At 65.7% G+C, this 16,058-nt stretch carries 16 protein-coding genes and 1 pseudogene; 6 read left to right on the forward strand and 11 right to left on the reverse strand.

Annotated features, from left to right (window positions below):
* Positions 1-38: 38 nt before the first annotated feature.
* From AC1RUR_RS28170 to mobB, 5 genes are all read right to left on the reverse strand, one after another.
* Positions 39-320: a hypothetical protein gene (locus tag AC1RUR_RS28170; protein ID WP_492850074.1), complete on the reverse strand. Its 282-nt coding sequence runs from the start codon at positions 318-320 to the stop codon at positions 39-41.
* Between the two features lie 93 nt (positions 321-413).
* The gene (locus tag AC1RUR_RS28175) at positions 414-2,069 is read right to left on the reverse strand and encodes an OFA family MFS transporter (protein WP_492850076.1); all 1,656 of its coding nucleotides are present in this window, start codon (positions 2,067-2,069) and stop codon (positions 414-416) included.
* Between the two features lie 318 nt (positions 2,070-2,387).
* The gene (locus AC1RUR_RS28180) at positions 2,388-2,663 is read right to left on the reverse strand and encodes a sulfurtransferase TusA family protein (RefSeq protein ID WP_492850078.1); all 276 of its coding nucleotides are present in this window, start codon (positions 2,661-2,663) and stop codon (positions 2,388-2,390) included.
* A 44-nt stretch (positions 2,664-2,707) separates the two neighbouring features.
* Positions 2,708-3,964: a molybdopterin molybdotransferase MoeA gene (locus AC1RUR_RS28185; protein ID WP_492850080.1), complete on the reverse strand. Its 1,257-nt coding sequence runs from the start codon at positions 3,962-3,964 to the stop codon at positions 2,708-2,710.
* Positions 3,965-3,973: 9 nt separating this feature from the next.
* The gene (gene mobB / locus AC1RUR_RS28190) at positions 3,974-4,501 is read right to left on the reverse strand and encodes a molybdopterin-guanine dinucleotide biosynthesis protein B (protein WP_492850082.1); all 528 of its coding nucleotides are present in this window, start codon (positions 4,499-4,501) and stop codon (positions 3,974-3,976) included.
* Between the two features lie 93 nt (positions 4,502-4,594).
* Between mobB and fdhD the strand changes: the two genes are divergently transcribed.
* From fdhD to AC1RUR_RS28205, 3 genes are all read left to right on the forward strand, one after another.
* Positions 4,595-5,485 (forward strand): formate dehydrogenase accessory sulfurtransferase FdhD, encoded by an 891-nt coding sequence (fdhD, locus tag AC1RUR_RS28195; RefSeq protein WP_492850084.1) that lies wholly within the window; start codon positions 4,595-4,597, stop codon positions 5,483-5,485.
* Positions 5,472-6,107 (forward strand): molybdenum cofactor guanylyltransferase MobA, encoded by a 636-nt coding sequence (gene mobA / locus AC1RUR_RS28200; RefSeq protein WP_492850120.1) that lies wholly within the window; start codon positions 5,472-5,474, stop codon positions 6,105-6,107. The genes fdhD and mobA overlap by 14 nt, the downstream gene beginning before the upstream one ends.
* 79 nt (positions 6,108-6,186) lie before the next feature.
* A complete protein-coding gene (locus AC1RUR_RS28205; RefSeq protein WP_492850086.1) occupies positions 6,187-6,405 on the forward strand; it encodes a hypothetical protein in 219 nt (72 codons plus the stop codon).
* On the opposite strand, the gene AC1RUR_RS28210 is transcribed toward AC1RUR_RS28205, so the two are convergent.
* The 5 genes from AC1RUR_RS28210 to AC1RUR_RS28230 form a co-directional block, all read right to left on the reverse strand.
* Positions 6,372-7,502: an FAD-dependent monooxygenase gene (locus AC1RUR_RS28210; RefSeq protein ID WP_492850088.1), complete on the reverse strand. Its 1,131-nt coding sequence runs from the start codon at positions 7,500-7,502 to the stop codon at positions 6,372-6,374. The two genes, AC1RUR_RS28205 and AC1RUR_RS28210, sit on opposite strands and share 34 nt — an antisense overlap.
* Positions 7,503-7,547: 45 nt before the next feature.
* Positions 7,548-9,497: a molybdopterin biosynthesis protein gene (locus tag AC1RUR_RS28215; RefSeq protein ID WP_492850090.1), complete on the reverse strand. Its 1,950-nt coding sequence runs from the start codon at positions 9,495-9,497 to the stop codon at positions 7,548-7,550.
* Positions 9,498-9,510: 13 nt separating this feature from the next.
* On the reverse strand, positions 9,511-10,617 hold the full coding sequence (locus AC1RUR_RS28220; RefSeq protein WP_492850092.1) for a molybdopterin-binding protein: 1,107 nt from the start codon (positions 10,615-10,617) through the stop codon (positions 9,511-9,513).
* 55 nt (positions 10,618-10,672) lie between these two features.
* A complete protein-coding gene (locus tag AC1RUR_RS28225; RefSeq protein WP_492850094.1) occupies positions 10,673-11,503 on the reverse strand; it encodes an ABC transporter substrate-binding protein in 831 nt (276 codons plus the stop codon).
* Between the two features lie 165 nt (positions 11,504-11,668).
* On the reverse strand, positions 11,669-11,827 hold the full coding sequence (locus AC1RUR_RS28230; protein WP_492850096.1) for a hypothetical protein: 159 nt from the start codon (positions 11,825-11,827) through the stop codon (positions 11,669-11,671).
* Positions 11,828-11,912: 85 nt separating this feature from the next.
* Here AC1RUR_RS28230 and AC1RUR_RS28235 point away from each other — a divergent pair, with 85 nt between their 5' ends.
* The gene (locus AC1RUR_RS28235) at positions 11,913-12,806 is read left to right on the forward strand and encodes a substrate-binding domain-containing protein (RefSeq protein WP_492850098.1); all 894 of its coding nucleotides are present in this window, start codon (positions 11,913-11,915) and stop codon (positions 12,804-12,806) included.
* 101 nt (positions 12,807-12,907) lie between these two features.
* Positions 12,908-14,119 carry an ABC transporter substrate-binding protein gene (locus AC1RUR_RS28240; protein ID WP_492850100.1) on the forward strand — a complete coding sequence of 404 codons (1,212 nt, stop codon included), beginning with the start codon at positions 12,908-12,910 and terminating at the stop codon, positions 14,117-14,119.
* A 70-nt stretch (positions 14,120-14,189) separates the two neighbouring features.
* Here AC1RUR_RS28240 and AC1RUR_RS28245 read toward each other — a convergent pair whose 3' ends face one another.
* Positions 14,190-15,155, reverse strand: coding sequence for a TAXI family TRAP transporter solute-binding subunit (locus tag AC1RUR_RS28245; RefSeq protein WP_492850102.1), 966 nt, complete (start codon positions 15,153-15,155; stop codon positions 14,190-14,192).
* A 107-nt stretch (positions 15,156-15,262) separates the two neighbouring features.
* Here AC1RUR_RS28245 and AC1RUR_RS28250 point away from each other — a divergent pair.
* Positions 15,263-15,985 (forward strand): annotated as a pseudogene (locus tag AC1RUR_RS28250) (Bug family tripartite tricarboxylate transporter substrate binding protein); the annotation flags it as partial.
* Between the last annotated feature and the right edge of the window lie 73 nt (positions 15,986-16,058).

The raw sequence follows: 16,058 nt of genomic DNA on the forward strand, positions 1-16,058 counted from the left end.
CACGCCCCCCTCAGCTCGAACTGTGCGCGGAACCGACGTCAGCTCTTGTTCATGCACTCCTCGATGTAGAACCAACGGTCGTCGCCGGCGAGGCCCTTCGACTTCACGTCGGCGCGGCAGGCCTTGAGCTTCGGCTTGTTGGCGGACCACTTCGCCTTCATGTCCTTCAGCTTCTGCATGGTGAGCTTGATCTTGCCCGGCTTGGCCTCCGTCGTCGCGGCAGGTGCCGTGGTGGCGGGTGCCGCCGCCGTTTGCGCGGACGCGGCGTGAAGGCCAGCGACCAGCAACACGGCCGCAAGGCAAATTCGGGTGCGAAGCATTTAAATCCCCCTAAGTCCCAGTCTCGATGATGTCTGAAAGGCGAACGCCGCGGGACGCCGATGACGGGCATCCCGCGGCTGTCTTGATGGCGATCAGAATATCTTGACCGCACTCTCCAGCGTTTTCCAGACACCCCAGAGCAGGGGAATGCCGACGAAGGCCCAGAACAGCGCCGCCTTGGCGTCAAGCCCGCCAAATCCGATGCCGTAAGAGCCGTGCGGTCCCGCCGCAGCGGCGCTGGCGCTCGCCGCCTGCAACTTGGCGACATCGGCCTCCTTCATGTGCCACTTCGAATCGACCGGCTTGATCAGGTAGTTGCAGATCAGGCCCGCGATCAGCATCGCGCACAGGATGTACATGGTGGTGTTGTAGAGCTGATCGCGCGGCACGCCGGCCGCGAGCTGGAACTCGCGGATGTAGTTGACCACGACGGGACCGATGATGCCCGCGGTGGACCATGCCGTCAGCAGCCTTCCGTGGATGGCGCCGACGAACTGCGTGCCGAACATGTCGGCGAGGTAGGCCGGCACGGTCGCAAAGCCGCCGCCATACATCGACAGGATGATGCCGAACCCGAGCACGAACAGAAGCTTCGAGCCCATCGCCGCAAAGGTCGGTGCCAGCGCATAGAGCACGATGCCGAGGATGAAGAAGGTGTAGTAGGTGTTCTTGCGTCCGATCTTGTCCGACAGCGACGCCCAGAAGAAGCGGCCGCCGATGTTGAATAGCGACAGCAATCCGGCGAAGCCCGCGGCGATTGCGGCGATCTGCGCTTTCTGCCCGGCGTCGAGCGCGTTGAAGCCGACGTCCGGCAGGCCGATCAGCTTGCCCGCGAAGATCTCCTGGAGCATCGGCGAAGCCATGCCGATCACGCCGATACCCGCCGACACGTTCAGGCAGAGCACCCACCAGATCAGCCAGAACTGCGGCGTCTTGTGCGCGTCGTTGAGATGAACGTTGTTCTTCGAGATCATCGCGTTGGCCTTGGACGGCGGGGTCCAGCCCTCGGGCTGCCAGCCGGGCGGCGGCAAGCGATAGCGGAACGCGCCGATCATCATGAACACGAAGTAGATGACGCCCATCGCGACGAAGGTCTCCCAGACGCCGACCGAAGTCGGGGTCTTGAAGTAGTTCATCAGGAGGTTGGCCAGCGGCGCGCCGATCATGGCGCCACCGCCGAAGCCCATGATGGCCATGCCGGTCGCCATGCCGCGGCGGTCCGGGAACCACTTCACCAGCGTCGACACCGGCGAGATATAGCCAAGGCCAAGGCCGATGCCCCCGATCACGCCCGAACCCAGCCACAACAGCCAGAGCTGATGGGTGTAGACGCCGAGCGCGCCGAGGAAGAGGCCGCCGCACCAGCACAGCGCCGAGACGAAGCCGGCTTTGCGCGGTCCCACGCGTTCCAGCCAGCCGCCCCAGACCGCAGCCGCGATACCGAGCAATACGAAGAACAGCGTGTACATCCACCCCATGCTGGCGACCTTCCAGTCGCAACTGGTCGTGAACAGCTCCTGGAACAGCGACATGTCTGCGCACGCCTTCGGCGCTGTCAGACCGACCGCGCGCGACAGCGGCAGCCAGAACACCGAGAAGCCGTAGGCCATGCCGATGCACAAATGGATGCACAGCGCCGCCGGCGGCACCAGCCAGCGATTGAAGCCGGCGGTCGCGATGGTCCGCTCACGATCAAGAAAGCCAGAGCCAGCGCCCGAAATCGTTCCAGCGCTCTCAATTGTAGCCATACAGTCCTCCCCTAAGCCGCCCTTCTGAGCAGCCTGCCGCTAAGATCCTGATCCTCAGCCAGTCGCGGTGCAGCCAACTGTCCCTGCTGTCCCGCTCAATCATCCGACGCGCGCCAGGATCGTCACGCGCCTCCGAAACGTTATCCCCTCAAGCGGGGCCCCTATGCCCGATACGACGTGCAGCCTTCGTGTCCGGCCTGCTAATCCGTGTATCGCAGGCGAGACTCAACCTCCGCGCCCGCACGGAGAGCGTCAATTTGGGCAGAAGCCATGATCGATGTCGATAGACAAAAGGTCGGTATCAACGCGGTAGCGCGCTCAAGAACGCAGCGCACCATTGGCATTGCCTATCGGACCATTTGCCTTTTCTATCAAGAACACGATACGCGCATCGTTGCGCTCGGTGATCTCCACCGTGTCGCCGGTCTCGCGAATCAGGTTCGGAATGTCGATCACCGACAGGGGATCCGTGCAGTGCACCTCGAGCTGATCGCCCGGCTGTAACGGTTTGAGCGCCTTGCGTGTCTTCAGGGCGGGCAGCGGGCATTTCAGCCCGGTGAGATCAAGCGTGGTTCTGGTCGTTGTTCTGGTCATGGGCTCAACATGGCGGGGCCCGTCCGTGGCGTCAACGCAACCGGTCAGAGCAGATCGGCATAGGACAGGAAACCTACGCCCTGCCCTGGCTCGACACGAATGATATCTTCGCCGAGTTCGACGAGGCCGTCGGTCTCGACCAGCGAGGACAGCAACCCGGCCCCTTCGCGCGGGAACTTGATTGCCTCCAGCGCGCCATCCTCTCCGCGCCGCAACGAGGCCCGAACATATTCGCGGCGCCCGATCTTCTTCTTGTAGCCGAACGCCGCGCGCACCGGGATCGGCAACAGCGGCTCAGGCAGACCGCCCATCAGCGCCAGCACCGTCGGCCGCACCACGTGAACGAAGGTGACGAAGCTCGCGACGGGATTGCCGGGCAGGCCGATCAGCGGCGTGCCGCCGATGATCCCCATCGCCACGGGCCGGCCCGGCTTGATCGCCATCCGCCACAGCACCAGCGAACCGATGCTCTCGACCGCCCCCTTGACGTGATCCTCCTCGCCGGTCGAGACGCCCCCGGTGGTGAGGATCAGGTCGTGGCTGCCTGCAACCTGCTTCAAGCCATTCGCGAGGGAAGTCCGCTCGTCACGCAGGATGCCGAGGTCGCTGATCTCGCAGCCGAGCCGGCGCAGCATTGCCATCAGCATAAAGCGGTTGGAATCGAACAGCTGCGAGGCGGCGCGCGGCTCACCGGGCGACGCCAGCTCGTCGCCGGTCGAGAACACCGCAACGCGGATCCGCCTGACGACGTCGAGCCTGGTCAGGCCGAACGCCGCAGCAAGCGCGACGTGTTGCGGCAACAAGCGCTGGCCGGCGCGCAGGGCGACATGCCCCTGGGAGATGTCCTCGCCGGCCGGGCGGACATTGGCGCCCGGCTTCAGCCCCGGGGGCAGCACGATCCTGCCGGAAGCATCGATGCGGACATCTTCCTGCATGAAGACGGTTTCGGCCCCCGGTGGCATCGGCGCGCCCGTGAAGATGCGCGCGGTGTGGCCGGGCTTGATTGGCGCGCTCGCAAGGCCGCCGGCCTGGATGCGGCCGTCGAGCGGAAGCGCGTGCTCCTCCGCTTGCGGAAGGTCCGCGTTGCGCACGGCGTAACCGTCGACGGCGGAGTTGGTGAAAGGCGGCAGCGGCAAGGGCGCTGCAATATCGCGAGCCAGCACGCGCCCGTCAGCATCAACGAGTGCCACGTTCTCGAGATCAGCAATCGCGTTGACGCGCGTGGTGATGAGACCAACGGCCTCGTCGACCGACATCATCGGTCCGCCGAAGGCAAAGCAATCGTCCGACAGTTGCGCCATGGTGCCTCGTCAGCGCATTGCGGCGCTTCTGGCGACCGCTTCCTCGACCGGCATCGCCGCGCGCAGCAGCAGCGCGGCGGCAGCTTCGATATCATCGAGATGGACGGTCGGCAGCCGCGTTTCAATGGCGGTGTCGGTCGCAACGCCGGCAATTCCGGGGTCGTCGGGAAACAGCAGCGGCTTGCCGTTGGCGGCGCGATGCACCTCGATCTTGCGATGCGGCTCGCGCTTGAAGCCTTCGACCACGACGAGATCGACCGCGGAGAGCTTGCTCAGGAGTTCCGGCAGCCGCGGTTCCGCCGCGCCGCGCAGCTCGTGCATCAGGGCCCAACGGTTCGACGAGGCAACCAGCACCTCGGCTGCGCCCGCCTCGCGATGCCGCCAGGAATCCTTGCCGGGCACGTCGACGTCGAACTGGTGATGCGCATGCTTGATGACGGAGACCCGCAGGCCCTGCGCATTGAAATGCGGGATCAACCGCGTCAGCAGCGTCGTCTTGCCCGCACCGCTCCAGCCTGCAAGGCCGATGACTTTCATCGCTACTCGATCTCCGCGGCCGGAACCGCCTTCTCCATCTTCGTCAGCATGCTTATATCGGCTTGACCCGAATGTCATGCTAACGTCGCGACCATGATGAAGATCGACAAAGCCCCGGTGCCCCTGATCGTCCCCAACCCGGATGACCCGCGCCTGACCCAGAGCGTGACCGGGACCGACCAGACCGGCGCCAGGGTCGAGATCAAGGTGCCGATGGAGCGGCCGCTGACGCTCTACCTGAATTCGCAGGAGATCGTCACCATGATGACGATCGGCGACTATCCGCAATATCTGGCGCTGGGCTACCTGCTCAACCAGAACATGCTGAAATATAACGACGCGGTCACCGAGGTCGAATACGACGACGATCTCCAGGTCGTCGTCGTACGCACCGAGCACCACACCAATTTCGAGGCCAAGCTGAAGAAACGCACCCAGACCTCGGGCTGCGCGCAGGGCACCGCCTTCGGTGATCTGCTGGAAGCGGTCGAGAGCGTCGCACTGCCGAAGGCGGAGCTGCGCACCTCCTGGCTCTACCAGATGACGCAGACCATCAACACCATGCCTTCGCTCTATCTCGAAGCCGGCGCGATCCATGGCTGCGTGCTCTGCAAGGAGGGCGAGCCGCTCTGCTATACGGAGGATGTCGGCCGCCACAACGCCGTCGACAAGATCGCGGGCTGGATGTACCGCCACGGCGTCGATGCCTCGGACAAGATCCTCTACACCACGGGACGCCTCACCTCGGAGATGGTGATCAAGACGGTGCGCATGGGCATTCCGATCCTGGTGTCGCGCTCCGGCTTCACCGCCTGGGGCGTTGATCTCGCAAGACAGGTGGGCCTGACGCTGGTCGGACGCACGCGCGGCAAACGCTTCATCGCGCTCGCGGGCGAGGAACGCATCGTCTACGACCAGAACCTTGCTTACGTCGAGGAAGAGTCGGCCAAGCACAAGCGCAAGGGTGAAGCTGGTGACGACTGACTTTCCAGCCACGCAAGGCGCGCTGCTCGCCGGCGGCCTCGCGCGACGCATGGGCGGCGGCGACAAGCCGATGCGCACCATCGGCGGCCGCACCATCCTGGAGCGCGTGATTGCGCGATTGACGCCGCAATGCAGCGGCCTGATCCTCAATGCCAACGGCGATCCCGCGCGTTTCGCCGCCTTCGGCCTGCAGGTGATCGCAGACGACGTGCCCGGCTTTCCCGGCCCGCTCGCCGGCATTCTCGCCGCACTCGACTGGACCGCGGCGAGCCGGCCGGAGATCGAATGGGTGCTCAGTGCCGCCGGCGACTGCCCGTTCCTGCCGCGCGATCTCGTCGCGCGCCTGCACGAAGCGCGCGAGCGCGAAAACGCTCAGCTTGCGGTCGCCGCCTCAGGTGATCAGTCGCATCCGGTGATCGGCCTGTGGCGCGTCGCCTTGCGCGACGAGCTGCGCCACGCGCTGGTCGTCGAGGACCTCCGCAAGATCGACCGCTGGACCGCGCGCTATCCGCTCGCGACGGTGACATGGCCGACCGAGCCGCTCGATCCGTTCTTCAACGCCAACACGGTCGAGGACATCGCGGAGGCCGAACGGCTGGCGGCGCTGGATGACGCAGCGTAGGGCTCTGCTTTGAGCTCTTGCCCGTGAACCGGACCGCGCAATGGAACGACCAATGATTGGTAGGTTGCCTGGATGAGCCATGGCCGACTCTTTCTTGGATGTCATATTCGAAGTTGTCGATTTCGCCGTCGATGTCTCGGATACGATCGATCGTACCAAGCGGCTGGGCAAGCCTGACATCGTCGAGGTCCCGCCGGACCCGAAGCCGCCGCCGCCGGCGGAACAGCGCGCGCTCGCAGAGGCCGAGCAGCGCGAACGTGCCGCTCAAGCCGCCAGCGGCGCCGTCCAGGCGTCGTAGCCGTAGACCCAGCTCGTGTCGGTCCTTTCTCTCAGCCAGATGTTGGCGCGCGAGGTCTCCTGCACCCGCGTCGTTCGCCCTTTCCGCGTCGCCTCAAAGCGGCGGAATGCATCCGCGACGCCGTCGCGGTCGGTACCGTCGAGGCATCGCGACAATACTGCCGCGTCCTCGATCGCCATGGCCGCACCCTGCGCCATATAGGGCGTCATGGGATGGCAGGCATCGCCGAGCAGCGTCACCTTGCCGTCGACCCAGCGATCGAGCGCCTCGCGATCCATGATCGCCCATTTGTGCACGTCGGGACATGCGGCGAGCACCTCGCCGACTTGCGGATGAAAGCCCTCGAACGAGGCGCGCAGATCGCGCACGTCCCCCTTCGCCGACCAGGACTCGATGCGGAAGTCCGGCTCGGGTTGGCTGGTGACGAGATAGACCTCGCTGCGGTCAGGCTTGACGTAATAGATGACGATGTGGCGGTCCTCGCCCCACCATTTGGTGCAGTCGTCGATCTCCGCGCCGCCGAGCAGCGTGGCCGGATAGGTGGTGCGGTAGGCGATACGGCCGGTGAACTTGACCGGCGCGGTGTCGAACAGGATGTCGCGCACTGCCGAATGAACGCCGTCCGCGCCGACCACGGCATCGGCGATGGCGCTGGTGCCGTCGGCAAAGCTGAGCCGAACGCCCTTGGCGCTCTCGTCGAGCCCCACGAGCTTGTGGTTGAGCTTCACGACCTCATTCGGCACCACGCTCGCCAGCGCAGCATGCAGATCGCCGCGATGGGCGAGCAGATAGGGCGCGCCGAATTTCTGCTCCGCGCTCTCGCCAAAGATCATGTCGAACTTGATGTCGCCGCTCTTCCAGTCGCGGTTGTTCCAGGAGCGCGGATAGAACGAGTGCTCGCGCATCCGCGCCTCCAGCCCGAGCGCGCGCAACACCTTCATGGCATTGCAGCCGATCTGGATGCCGGCGCCGATGCGCGCGAATTGCGAGGCCTGCTCGTAGACCATCACATTGATGCCGACGCGCCGGAGCGCCGCGGCGGTCGCAAGCCCGCCCATGCCGGCACCGACGATCGCAACCGAAAGCGGCCTTGCCATCGTGTCCCCCACCCTGTCGCGCGGCTTGAACGCCGCGTCGTCGAGCTACACGGGACGGAAGCCCGCTCGCTCCAGCGCCGTACGCGCTTGGTCCGAACCGAGCGCGTCGAGAAAAGCTTGCACGGCCGGACGCTGCTTGCGCGCCGTCACCAATGCAAAGTCATAATGCTCTTCCGCGAGCGGAATGAAACCGAGGCCGACCGCATGGGCGACCGGCGCAATGGTCATGCCCCAGTCGGCCCGTTGCTGTGCGACGGCCGCTGCGACTGCGTTGTGCGACCGCGGCTGGTTCCAATAGCCTTCCGGCCGCGCCCCGCCGAGCAGCCGGTCGATCAGGATGCGCGTGCCCGCGCCCTGGTTGCGGTTGACCATGATGCAGGCGGGATCGGTGAGCGCTGCGGCGACGGCCTCCTTCGCGCTGAGGCCTTCGAAGCGCTTGTCGCCTTTCCTGAACACGATGCCCTGCATCCGCCGCCACCCCGGCACGAGCTCGAGTCCATCGACGAGATAAGGCGTGTTGTAGGTCTCGCTTTTGTCGTCGAACAGATGGATCGGCGCAAGATCGCACTCGCCCCGTTTCGCCGCCGCCAAACCGCCAAGGCTGCCGACAGCAATCGAACGCACGGTCAGGCCGGCATGCGCGAGCTGTGCGGTGACGAGATCGAGCCCAGTACAATGGCTGCCGACGATGACGAGATCGGGCACGCGCACATGCGGCGTGAACAGCGTCACTTCGGCCTCGGTGCCGGCCGGCATCTGGTCGGCAAGCGCATCGATGCGCAGGAAGCCGTCGGCCTGTGCAAAGGAGGTGATCGCACCGGATCCCTTGCCGGAGGGATAGGCAATCAAGCCGTCATTGCCTTCGACCAGCGAGACCATGACGAATTCGGTGCGGCCAAGCTCCGAGGCGATGCGCACCGGTACGGTCGCGCTGACCTTGGCGTCGGAGCGCGGCGGCAGGCCGGCCATCCTGCGCAGCACCGGCACGATCATGTCGTGGAAGGTGAACATCGCCGAGGTCGGAAAGCCCGGCAGGATCACCACCGGCTTGCCGCCGCATACGGCGAGGCACAGCGGCTTGCCGGGCTTCAGCGCAACGCCATGCGCGATGATCCCGGGGGCGCCGAGCCGACTGATGATGCGATGAGACAGGTCGCCCGCCCCCTTCGAGGTGCCGCCTGAGAGCACCAGCATGTCGGCGTCCGCCAGCGCGCTCCGCATGGCGGTTTCGAGCTTCGCTTCGTCGTCGGGAATGGCGCCGAGGAAAACCGCCTCGCCGCCGTTCTCTGTGATCGCGGCGGCGACGATCGCGCCGTTGGTGTCGTAGATCTCCGCAGGCGCGAGTGCCTCGCCGGGCTGAACCAACTCATCGCCGGTCGAGATCACCGCGACCCGCGGCTTGCGCGCTACGGCCACTTCGGCGATGCCGCAAGCCGCCAGCATGCCGATCTCGCGCGAGCCGATGATCGTGCCGGCGCGCAGCAAAGCTTCGCCGCGCGCGATGTCGGACCCTGCGTAGGAGACGAATTGTCCGGGAGAGCTCGCACGGCGGACGTCGACTGCATCCAAACCGGCCGGTTGCGTGTGCTCGACCATGACGACTGCGTCTGCGCCGCGCGGCAGCGGGCCGCCGGTGGCGATGGGTGTTGCAGTGCCTGTGATGACTTGCATCCTCGGCGCGGTACCGCAGTGGATGGTCTCGCCGTTCAGCGCAAGGCGAACGGATGCGCCCTCGCCCGCCGCGGCGAGGTCCGCCGAGCGGACGGCAAAGCCGTCGACATTGGAGCGATCGAACGGCGGCACGTCGATCGGCGCCGTGACGTCTTCGGCGAGCGCCGTGCCCAGCGTATCGGCCAGCTTGCGCGTTTCGGTCGGGATCGTGCGGGGGAACAGCGCCGCCTCGAAACGTGCCATCGCCTCCTCCCGCGAGAGGATTTTGAGGAACTGCTCCTGCTCGGGCGCGCTGCGGTCTTGCAATTGCGGGATCATCGTCATGCCGGAACCCATATCACTCCCGCATCAGATAGGCATCGGCGGGTGCGCCCGCTGCAAATCCCTCGAGGCTCGCGGGAATGATCAGCCAGGCATCCGCACTGGCGATGGCCCGCAACGGCCACTCCCCCACGGCAAGCGGCATCCAGGCACGATGTTCCTCGGCCAGCAGGGCGACTTCGGCGATGCCGACACCAGATGCGATTTTTCGCGCGAGCGGCAAGGCCAGTTGCCGGCGGTGGCGGCGCGCCGACAATCGGTCGATGAGCGGAAGCACCAGCGCGAGCCAGGCCGCGAGCGCATGGTCCGGAGAGCCGGGCAAGGCAACGACGGGAACTTTGCCAAGCCGCCCGATCGCGGCGGTGCGGCCGGGCTGCAGCGCAATGCCATGAGCGATCACGTCACCACACTGCGCCAGCGCCATGATCGCGGCATCCTGGCGACCGACGCCGCTGCCACCGATCGTGACCGCGAGATCGCAGGCGGAAGCATCGAGCGCATCCGCAATCGATGCCGCATCGCGCGCGCCGGCATCGTGCGCGCTCACATCCAGTCCCGCAGCGCGCGCGATGTCGGCGATCATATGCGCCGCCGCCGTCGCACCGGGCACATTGACGATGCGCAGCCGCGGCCGGCGCACGCCCAACCTGTCCACCCCGGCCAGGCGCGCGAGCAGCAGAACGGCCGCACTGACCGGACATCCCTCCGCACCTGCGGGCGCGCGTTCGGCGACGTCGCTTCCGGCGCGCCTGATACCCTGCCCCGGCAGGCCCTCCGCGAGCACCTGCGCAAGCGGACCAGACATGTCGACGGCGTCGGCATCGAGCACACAGTCGCATCCCGCCGGCATCACGTCACCGGCCTCGACCCAGGCCGGCACTGTGGCCAGAGGCGACGGCGAATAGGCAGAGGCGCCGACGAGATCGTTGGCGCGCAATGCCCAGCCGTCCGCGGCCGCAATGTCGTGCGGCGGATAGGCGGCAAGCAGCGGAGCACCCGCCGCGATGCAGCCGGCCGCCTCGGCCAGCGGCAACTCCACTGGTGCGATCGGTTCAACGTCTCGCAGCAACGCGGCGAGCGCGGTGTCGAGCGGCGTCAGTGATGGCGGCAGGCGCTGGGGCATGCGCCATGATGGAGCATGCATCGTTCGGTTTGGCAACCGCAGGAAGGCGCGGATGTCAGCCGCCCGATTTGTCCGCATTCGGAAAGAACAGCTGCTGTCCGTCGACCTTGAAGCCGGCGATCGCCGTCTGGCCGTCCAGCGAGATCAGCCAGTCGACGAAGGTCTGCCCGAGCTCCTTCTTCACGTTCGGAAACTTCTCGGGGTTGACCAGCATCACGCCGTATTGGTTGAGCAGCCGCTTGTCGCCTTCGACGATGATGTCGAGATCGCCGCGCTCCCTGAAGGCGATCCAGCTGCCGCGGTCCGACAGCACATAGGCATTTGCGACACGCGCAGCTTCGAGCGCCGCGCCCATGCCCTCCTTGGCCTCGCGATACCAGGCGCCCTTGGCAGCGGCGATGTCGATGCCGGCGACGATCCAGAGTGCGAGCTCCGCCGCGTGAGTGCCGGAGCGATCGCCGCGCGTCACGAACGGCGTGCCCTTGGCCTCGATCGCCTTCAGCGCTGTCGCGATGTCCTTGCCCTTCACACCGGCAGGATCGCTCTTCGGCCCGATCAGCATGTAGTCGTTGTACATCACGTCGAAGCGCTTCACGGCAAAACCGTCGGCGACGAATTTTTCCTCCTGCGGCCGCGCATGTGTCAGCACGACGTCCGCCTCGCCCCTTCGCGCTCCGTCGAGCACCTCATCGGCGCGCCGTGCGATCAGCCTGACGTCGATACCGGTTTTCTGGCGAAAGATCGGCAGCAGATGATCGAGCAGGCCGGACTCCTGCGTCGATGTCGTCGAGGCCAGGACAATCGCGCGGTCCTCCGCGGACGACGCCGCGATGCCCGCGGCCAGGCCGCAGAGAAGCGCGAGTGCGACGGACAGGCGAAAGGCCATGAGCTGGTTCCCATTGGTTACGGGCGCGATCATGATGATCGATTGCGCCGCACTCGTGACGCGTTTGCCCATCGCGTCGCCCGATCGAGACAACAAGAGATAGAGCGGAGATCAAGCTACTACCGGTCGCCCGCCTTGTCGCGCAGCCGGTCGCGCCGCGACGGCTCATTCGGGATATTTCGGCAATGAATCAACCGGCACGTTGATTGCAAACGCGAGCGCCACGATCGCAAGGCCCACACCATTCGAGCGGCTCAAGATCGTCAACCAAGATAGACATCGCCGCATCAGGATGTGTTGCAAAGCAACGAGATGATCGGGCATGGTTCTCGCGGACGAAAATTGAAATGCAGAATTCCACCTGCGACGAAAGTCCAAAAAGAAGCAAGAATTTGCATAGGAATGCAGGATGGAATTCCTGACGACCAGTGAAGCCGCTGACTATCTCCGACTTGGCGAACGCAAGCTCTACGAACTCGTCACCACCGGTGCGATCCCCTGCAGCAAGGTGACCGGGAAGTGGCTCTTCCCGCGGCACGAGCTCGATCTCTGGGTGCTGTCCGGACTGGCGCGCCCTGCGGGCATGCTGAGCACGGAGCCGCCACCTGTCATGGGCGGCAGCCAGGACGAGCTTCTGGACTGGAGCCTGCGCGAATCCGGCTCCGGCTTGGGATCGATGAGCGAGGGCAGCGCGCGCGGGCTCGAACGCCTCCAGCGCGACGAGGTGACGGCCGTGGCCGTGCACTTCCACAGCCTGGATGCCTCCGGCAATCTTGCCTCCGACGCCAGCGTGACAGCGCTGCGGGACGCGCCGGACCTGCATGATGCGCTGCTGGTCGCGTTCGCGCGCCGCGAGCAGGGTCTCGTGCTGCCGCCGGGCAATCCGAAGCGATTGCGCGGTCTCGCCGACGCGCTCGCGCTCGGCGCCAGGATGGCGATGCGACAACAGGGCACAGGCGCGCAGATGCTGCTCGACGTGCTCCTGAAGCGCGCGGATGCCACCACCCGCGATCTGCGCCGGGTGGAGACGCCGGCCCTCACCGGGCCGGATCTCGCCGAAATGGTCCGCGCCGGCCAGGCCGATTGCGGCGTGGCGACACGCGCGACGGCGCGCTCGGCCGGCCTCGATTTCGTGCCGCTGGTCTGGGAGAATCTCGATCTGGCGATGCGGCAGCGCAGCTATTTCCGCCCGCCGATGCAGGCCCTGATCCGGTTTCTCAGCGAAAGGCGGCTGCGCCAGCGCGCCGAGGAGCTCACCGGCTACGATCCTTCGCCGGCGGGACAAATCCGCTTCGCGGCCTGACGTTGACGCCCACCCCAAAATAGTTGCAAAAGAAACCAATTCAGCCGGGCCATACCCGGACAGCAACACCGGCCAACGAGCCGGATCAGGGGAGGACAAGCGTGCATCCAGCAAGATTTGGACTGCCGGTCGCGGCCGTCCTGGCAGCACTGCTGCCGGGCGCCGCAATGGCGCAGGTTTCCGACGACGTCGTCAAGATCGGCGTGCTCACCGACATGAACGGTCCGGCCTCCGCGCCAACCGGCCAGGGCTCGGTGACCGCGGCGCAGATGGCGATCGACGATTTCGGCGGCACGGTGCTCGGCAAGCCGATCAGCATCGTGATCGGCGACCACCAGCTCAAGGCCGACATCGGCGGCGCCATCGCGCGGCGCTGGTACGACGTCGACCAGGTCGACCTGATCGTCGACGTGCCGGTCTCGGCGGTCGGGCTCGCGGTGCAGAACATCGCCAACGAGAAGAAGCGGCTGTTCATCGCCCACTCCACCGGCACCGCTGACTTCCACGGCAAATTCTGCTCGCCTTACGCGATGCAATGGGTGTTCGACACCCGCGCACTCGCGGTCGGCACCGCGGATGCCGTGGTGAAGCGCGGCGGCGACAGCTGGTTCTTCATCACCGACGACTACGCCTTCGGCCATTCGCTGGAACGCGATGCCTCCAGCGTCGTCACCGCCAATGGCGGTAAGGTGCTGGGCTCGGTGCGGCCGCCGCTGGCGACGCCCGATCTCTCGTCGTTCGTGCTCCAGGCGCAGGCCTCCAAGGCCAAGATCATCGGCATTGCCGCAGGCCCCCCCAACAACATGAACGAGATCAAGACCGGCTCGGAGTTCGGCGTGTTCAAGGGCGGCCAGCAGATGGCGGCGCTGCTGGCGCTGATCACCGACATCCACGGCCTCGGCTTGCAGGCAGCCCAGGGCCTGTTGCTGACGACGTCGTTCTATTGGGACATGGACGACAAGACGCGCGAATGGTCGAAGCGCTATTTCGCCAAGATGAACAAGATGCCGACGATGTGGCAGGCCGGCGTCTATTCGAGCGTGATGCACTATCTCAACGCCATCAAGGAGACCGGCACCGACGATCCGCTCAAGGTCGCCGCGAAGATGCGGGAAAAGCCGATCGAGGATTTCTTCGCCCGCAACGGCAAACTGCGCGAGGACAATCTGATGGTGCACGACCTCTGGCTGGTGCAGGTGAAGACGCCGGAGGAGAGCAAATATCCGTGGGACTATTACAAGATCCTCACGACCATCTCCGGCGACAAGGCGTTCGGACCGCCGGACCCGGCGTGTGCGATGGTGAAGAAGTGAGATTGGCGAATGGCGAATAGGGAGTGGCGAATGGGCATGCTTCCATTCGCTATTTGCAATTCGCCATTCGCTACTTCACCACCCCGATCTCGCGAAAGTACTTCATCACGCCAGGATGAATCAGCTCCGGCTTCGGCGCCGCCGCGACCGTGTTTGCGGCCGTGGTCTCGCAGGCCTGCGCGAGCTTCTTGCAGAACGTCGCCTCGGCGCCGTGCAGCGTCTTGGCGAGGCGATAGGCGACGTCGTCCGGCAGGTCTTCGCGCGTCAGCACAAAACTCCACGAGCCGAGCGAGGCGATCGCCTCCGTCTGCTTCGGGTAGGAGCCGGCGGGCACGGTGAGCGGCTTCAGGAACGCATGCTTGGCGCGGATGCGCGTGATCTCTTCCGCGCCGGGCGCGATGAAGCGCGCGCCTGACGCGCTCGAGGCCACCGCGGCAAAACCGGGCCAGCCGATGCCCGCGCCCCAGAGTGCTGCGACGCGGCCGTCCTCGACCATTGCAGGCCCATCGCCGGCGCGGTCGAGATAGACGGCCTTGAAATCCTCGTCCTGCCTCAAGCCGAGACCATCGAGCACGTAACGAGCCAGGATCGGCAGGCCCGAGCCCTTGGCGCCGAACGCGACGGGCTGGCCGACGAGATCGGAAATCGTCCTGTAGGGACTGTCGGCGCGCACCACGAACATGCCGGGATTGGAATAGATCGCTGTGAGGATCTTCAGCCGCACCGGCGCACGGCCGATGCCGGCGAAGGCCTCGTAGGCCGGCTCGCCCGCGACCAAAGCGAGATCGAGCTCGCCCTTTTCCAGCAGCGGGATGTTCTCGTTGCTGCCCCTGGTGTTGCGCGGCGCGATGGTGGCTTGCGGATCGGCCGCGTTCATCACCTCCGCAAAAGCGTTGCCATAGAGCGGGAAGCCGCCGCCGGGCGTCGCGGTGCCCAAGCTGAGTGTCGTGGTCGGAATGGCCGTGCCTCCGGTTTGGGCCGCGGCGGGGCTCGAGAGCAGCGCCGCGGCGAGAAGGATGATGCTGGCGAATCTCATGGTCGTTCCCGGCGGACCTGCGTCAACACCGACTTGCGACGATGTAGGCAGCGGCCCGATTTTGTGAAAGCATGTGCGCATAAGACAATAATGCAATGGGAGGCGTCATGTTGCGAATTTTGCGTAACAGAGTGTTCGGGCTCGCGATCATCCTGGGCCTGTTCGGCGCCGCACCTCCCGCCTCCGCCGGCTATCCCGACCGCCCCGTGCACTGGATGATCGGCTTTGCCGCCGGCGGCCCGGTCGACATCGTGGCGCGGATCATGGCGCAGTGGCTGTCGGAGCGTCTCGGCCAGCAATTCATCGTCGAGAACCGCACCGGCTCCGGCGGCAACATCGCCGCCGCCGCCGCGATCAGCTCGCCGCCGGACGGCTACACGCTGCTGTTCGTCGCGCCCAACAACGCGATCTCGACCTCGCTCTACAAGAAGCTGCCGTTCGACTTCCTGCGCGACACCGTGCCGGTCGCGAGCATCATGCAGCTCACCAACATGCTGGTCGTCTCCAACGCATTTCCCGCCAAGACGGTTCAGGAGTTCATCGACTATTGCAAGGCCAATCCCGGCAAGATCTCGTTTGCCTCGTCCGGCAACGGCACCTCGGTGCACATGTCGGCCGAGCTGTTCAAGGTGATGACCAAGTGCGACATGGTGCACGTGCCCTATCGGGGATCTGCCATCGCCTTCCCCGACATCATCTCCAACAAGGTGCAGCTGATCTTCGATAACCTGCCCTCCGCGCTAGAGCAGGCCAAGGGCGGCACTGTCCGCGCGCTCGGCGTGACCTCGCCGCAGCGCTGGCCGATCGTACCTGATGTCCCCGCGATCGCCCTAGGGCATGCACATATCTCTAAGGCTCCATCCGGCTGAGAGGGCATGGAAGTATTGGAGACCATTGCTGAAG

It is taken from the genome of Bradyrhizobium sp. GW821-FHT12B03 (genome assembly GCF_058807535.1).

What these genes read in the sequence shown, in the direction of transcription:
- AC1RUR_RS28170 (WP_492850074.1), bottom strand. Translation starts at nt 320, where the DNA reads ATGCTTCGCACCCGAATTTGCCTTGCGGCCGTGTTGCTGGTCGCTGGC.
- AC1RUR_RS28175 (WP_492850076.1), bottom strand. Translation starts at nt 2,069, where the DNA reads ATGGCTACAATTGAGAGCGCTGGAACGATTTCGGGCGCTGGCTCTGGC.
- AC1RUR_RS28180 (WP_492850078.1), bottom strand. Translation starts at nt 2,663, where the DNA reads ATGACCAGAACAACGACCAGAACCACGCTTGATCTCACCGGGCTGAAA.
- AC1RUR_RS28185 (WP_492850080.1), bottom strand. Translation starts at nt 3,964, where the DNA reads ATGGCGCAACTGTCGGACGATTGCTTTGCCTTCGGCGGACCGATGATG.
- mobB (WP_492850082.1), bottom strand. Translation starts at nt 4,501, where the DNA reads ATGAAAGTCATCGGCCTTGCAGGCTGGAGCGGTGCGGGCAAGACGACG.
- fdhD (WP_492850084.1), top strand. Translation starts at nt 4,595, where the DNA reads ATGATGAAGATCGACAAAGCCCCGGTGCCCCTGATCGTCCCCAACCCG.
- AC1RUR_RS28205 (WP_492850086.1), top strand. Translation starts at nt 6,187, where the DNA reads ATGGCCGACTCTTTCTTGGATGTCATATTCGAAGTTGTCGATTTCGCC.
- AC1RUR_RS28210 (WP_492850088.1), bottom strand. Translation starts at nt 7,502, where the DNA reads ATGGCAAGGCCGCTTTCGGTTGCGATCGTCGGTGCCGGCATGGGCGGG.
- AC1RUR_RS28215 (WP_492850090.1), bottom strand. Translation starts at nt 9,497, where the DNA reads ATGACGATGATCCCGCAATTGCAAGACCGCAGCGCGCCCGAGCAGGAG.
- AC1RUR_RS28220 (WP_492850092.1), bottom strand. Translation starts at nt 10,617, where the DNA reads ATGCCCCAGCGCCTGCCGCCATCACTGACGCCGCTCGACACCGCGCTC.
- AC1RUR_RS28225 (WP_492850094.1), bottom strand. Translation starts at nt 11,503, where the DNA reads ATGGCCTTTCGCCTGTCCGTCGCACTCGCGCTTCTCTGCGGCCTGGCC.
- AC1RUR_RS28230 (WP_492850096.1), bottom strand. Translation starts at nt 11,827, where the DNA reads ATGCCCGATCATCTCGTTGCTTTGCAACACATCCTGATGCGGCGATGT.
- AC1RUR_RS28235 (WP_492850098.1), top strand. Translation starts at nt 11,913, where the DNA reads ATGGAATTCCTGACGACCAGTGAAGCCGCTGACTATCTCCGACTTGGC.
- AC1RUR_RS28245 (WP_492850102.1), bottom strand. Translation starts at nt 15,155, where the DNA reads ATGAGATTCGCCAGCATCATCCTTCTCGCCGCGGCGCTGCTCTCGAGC.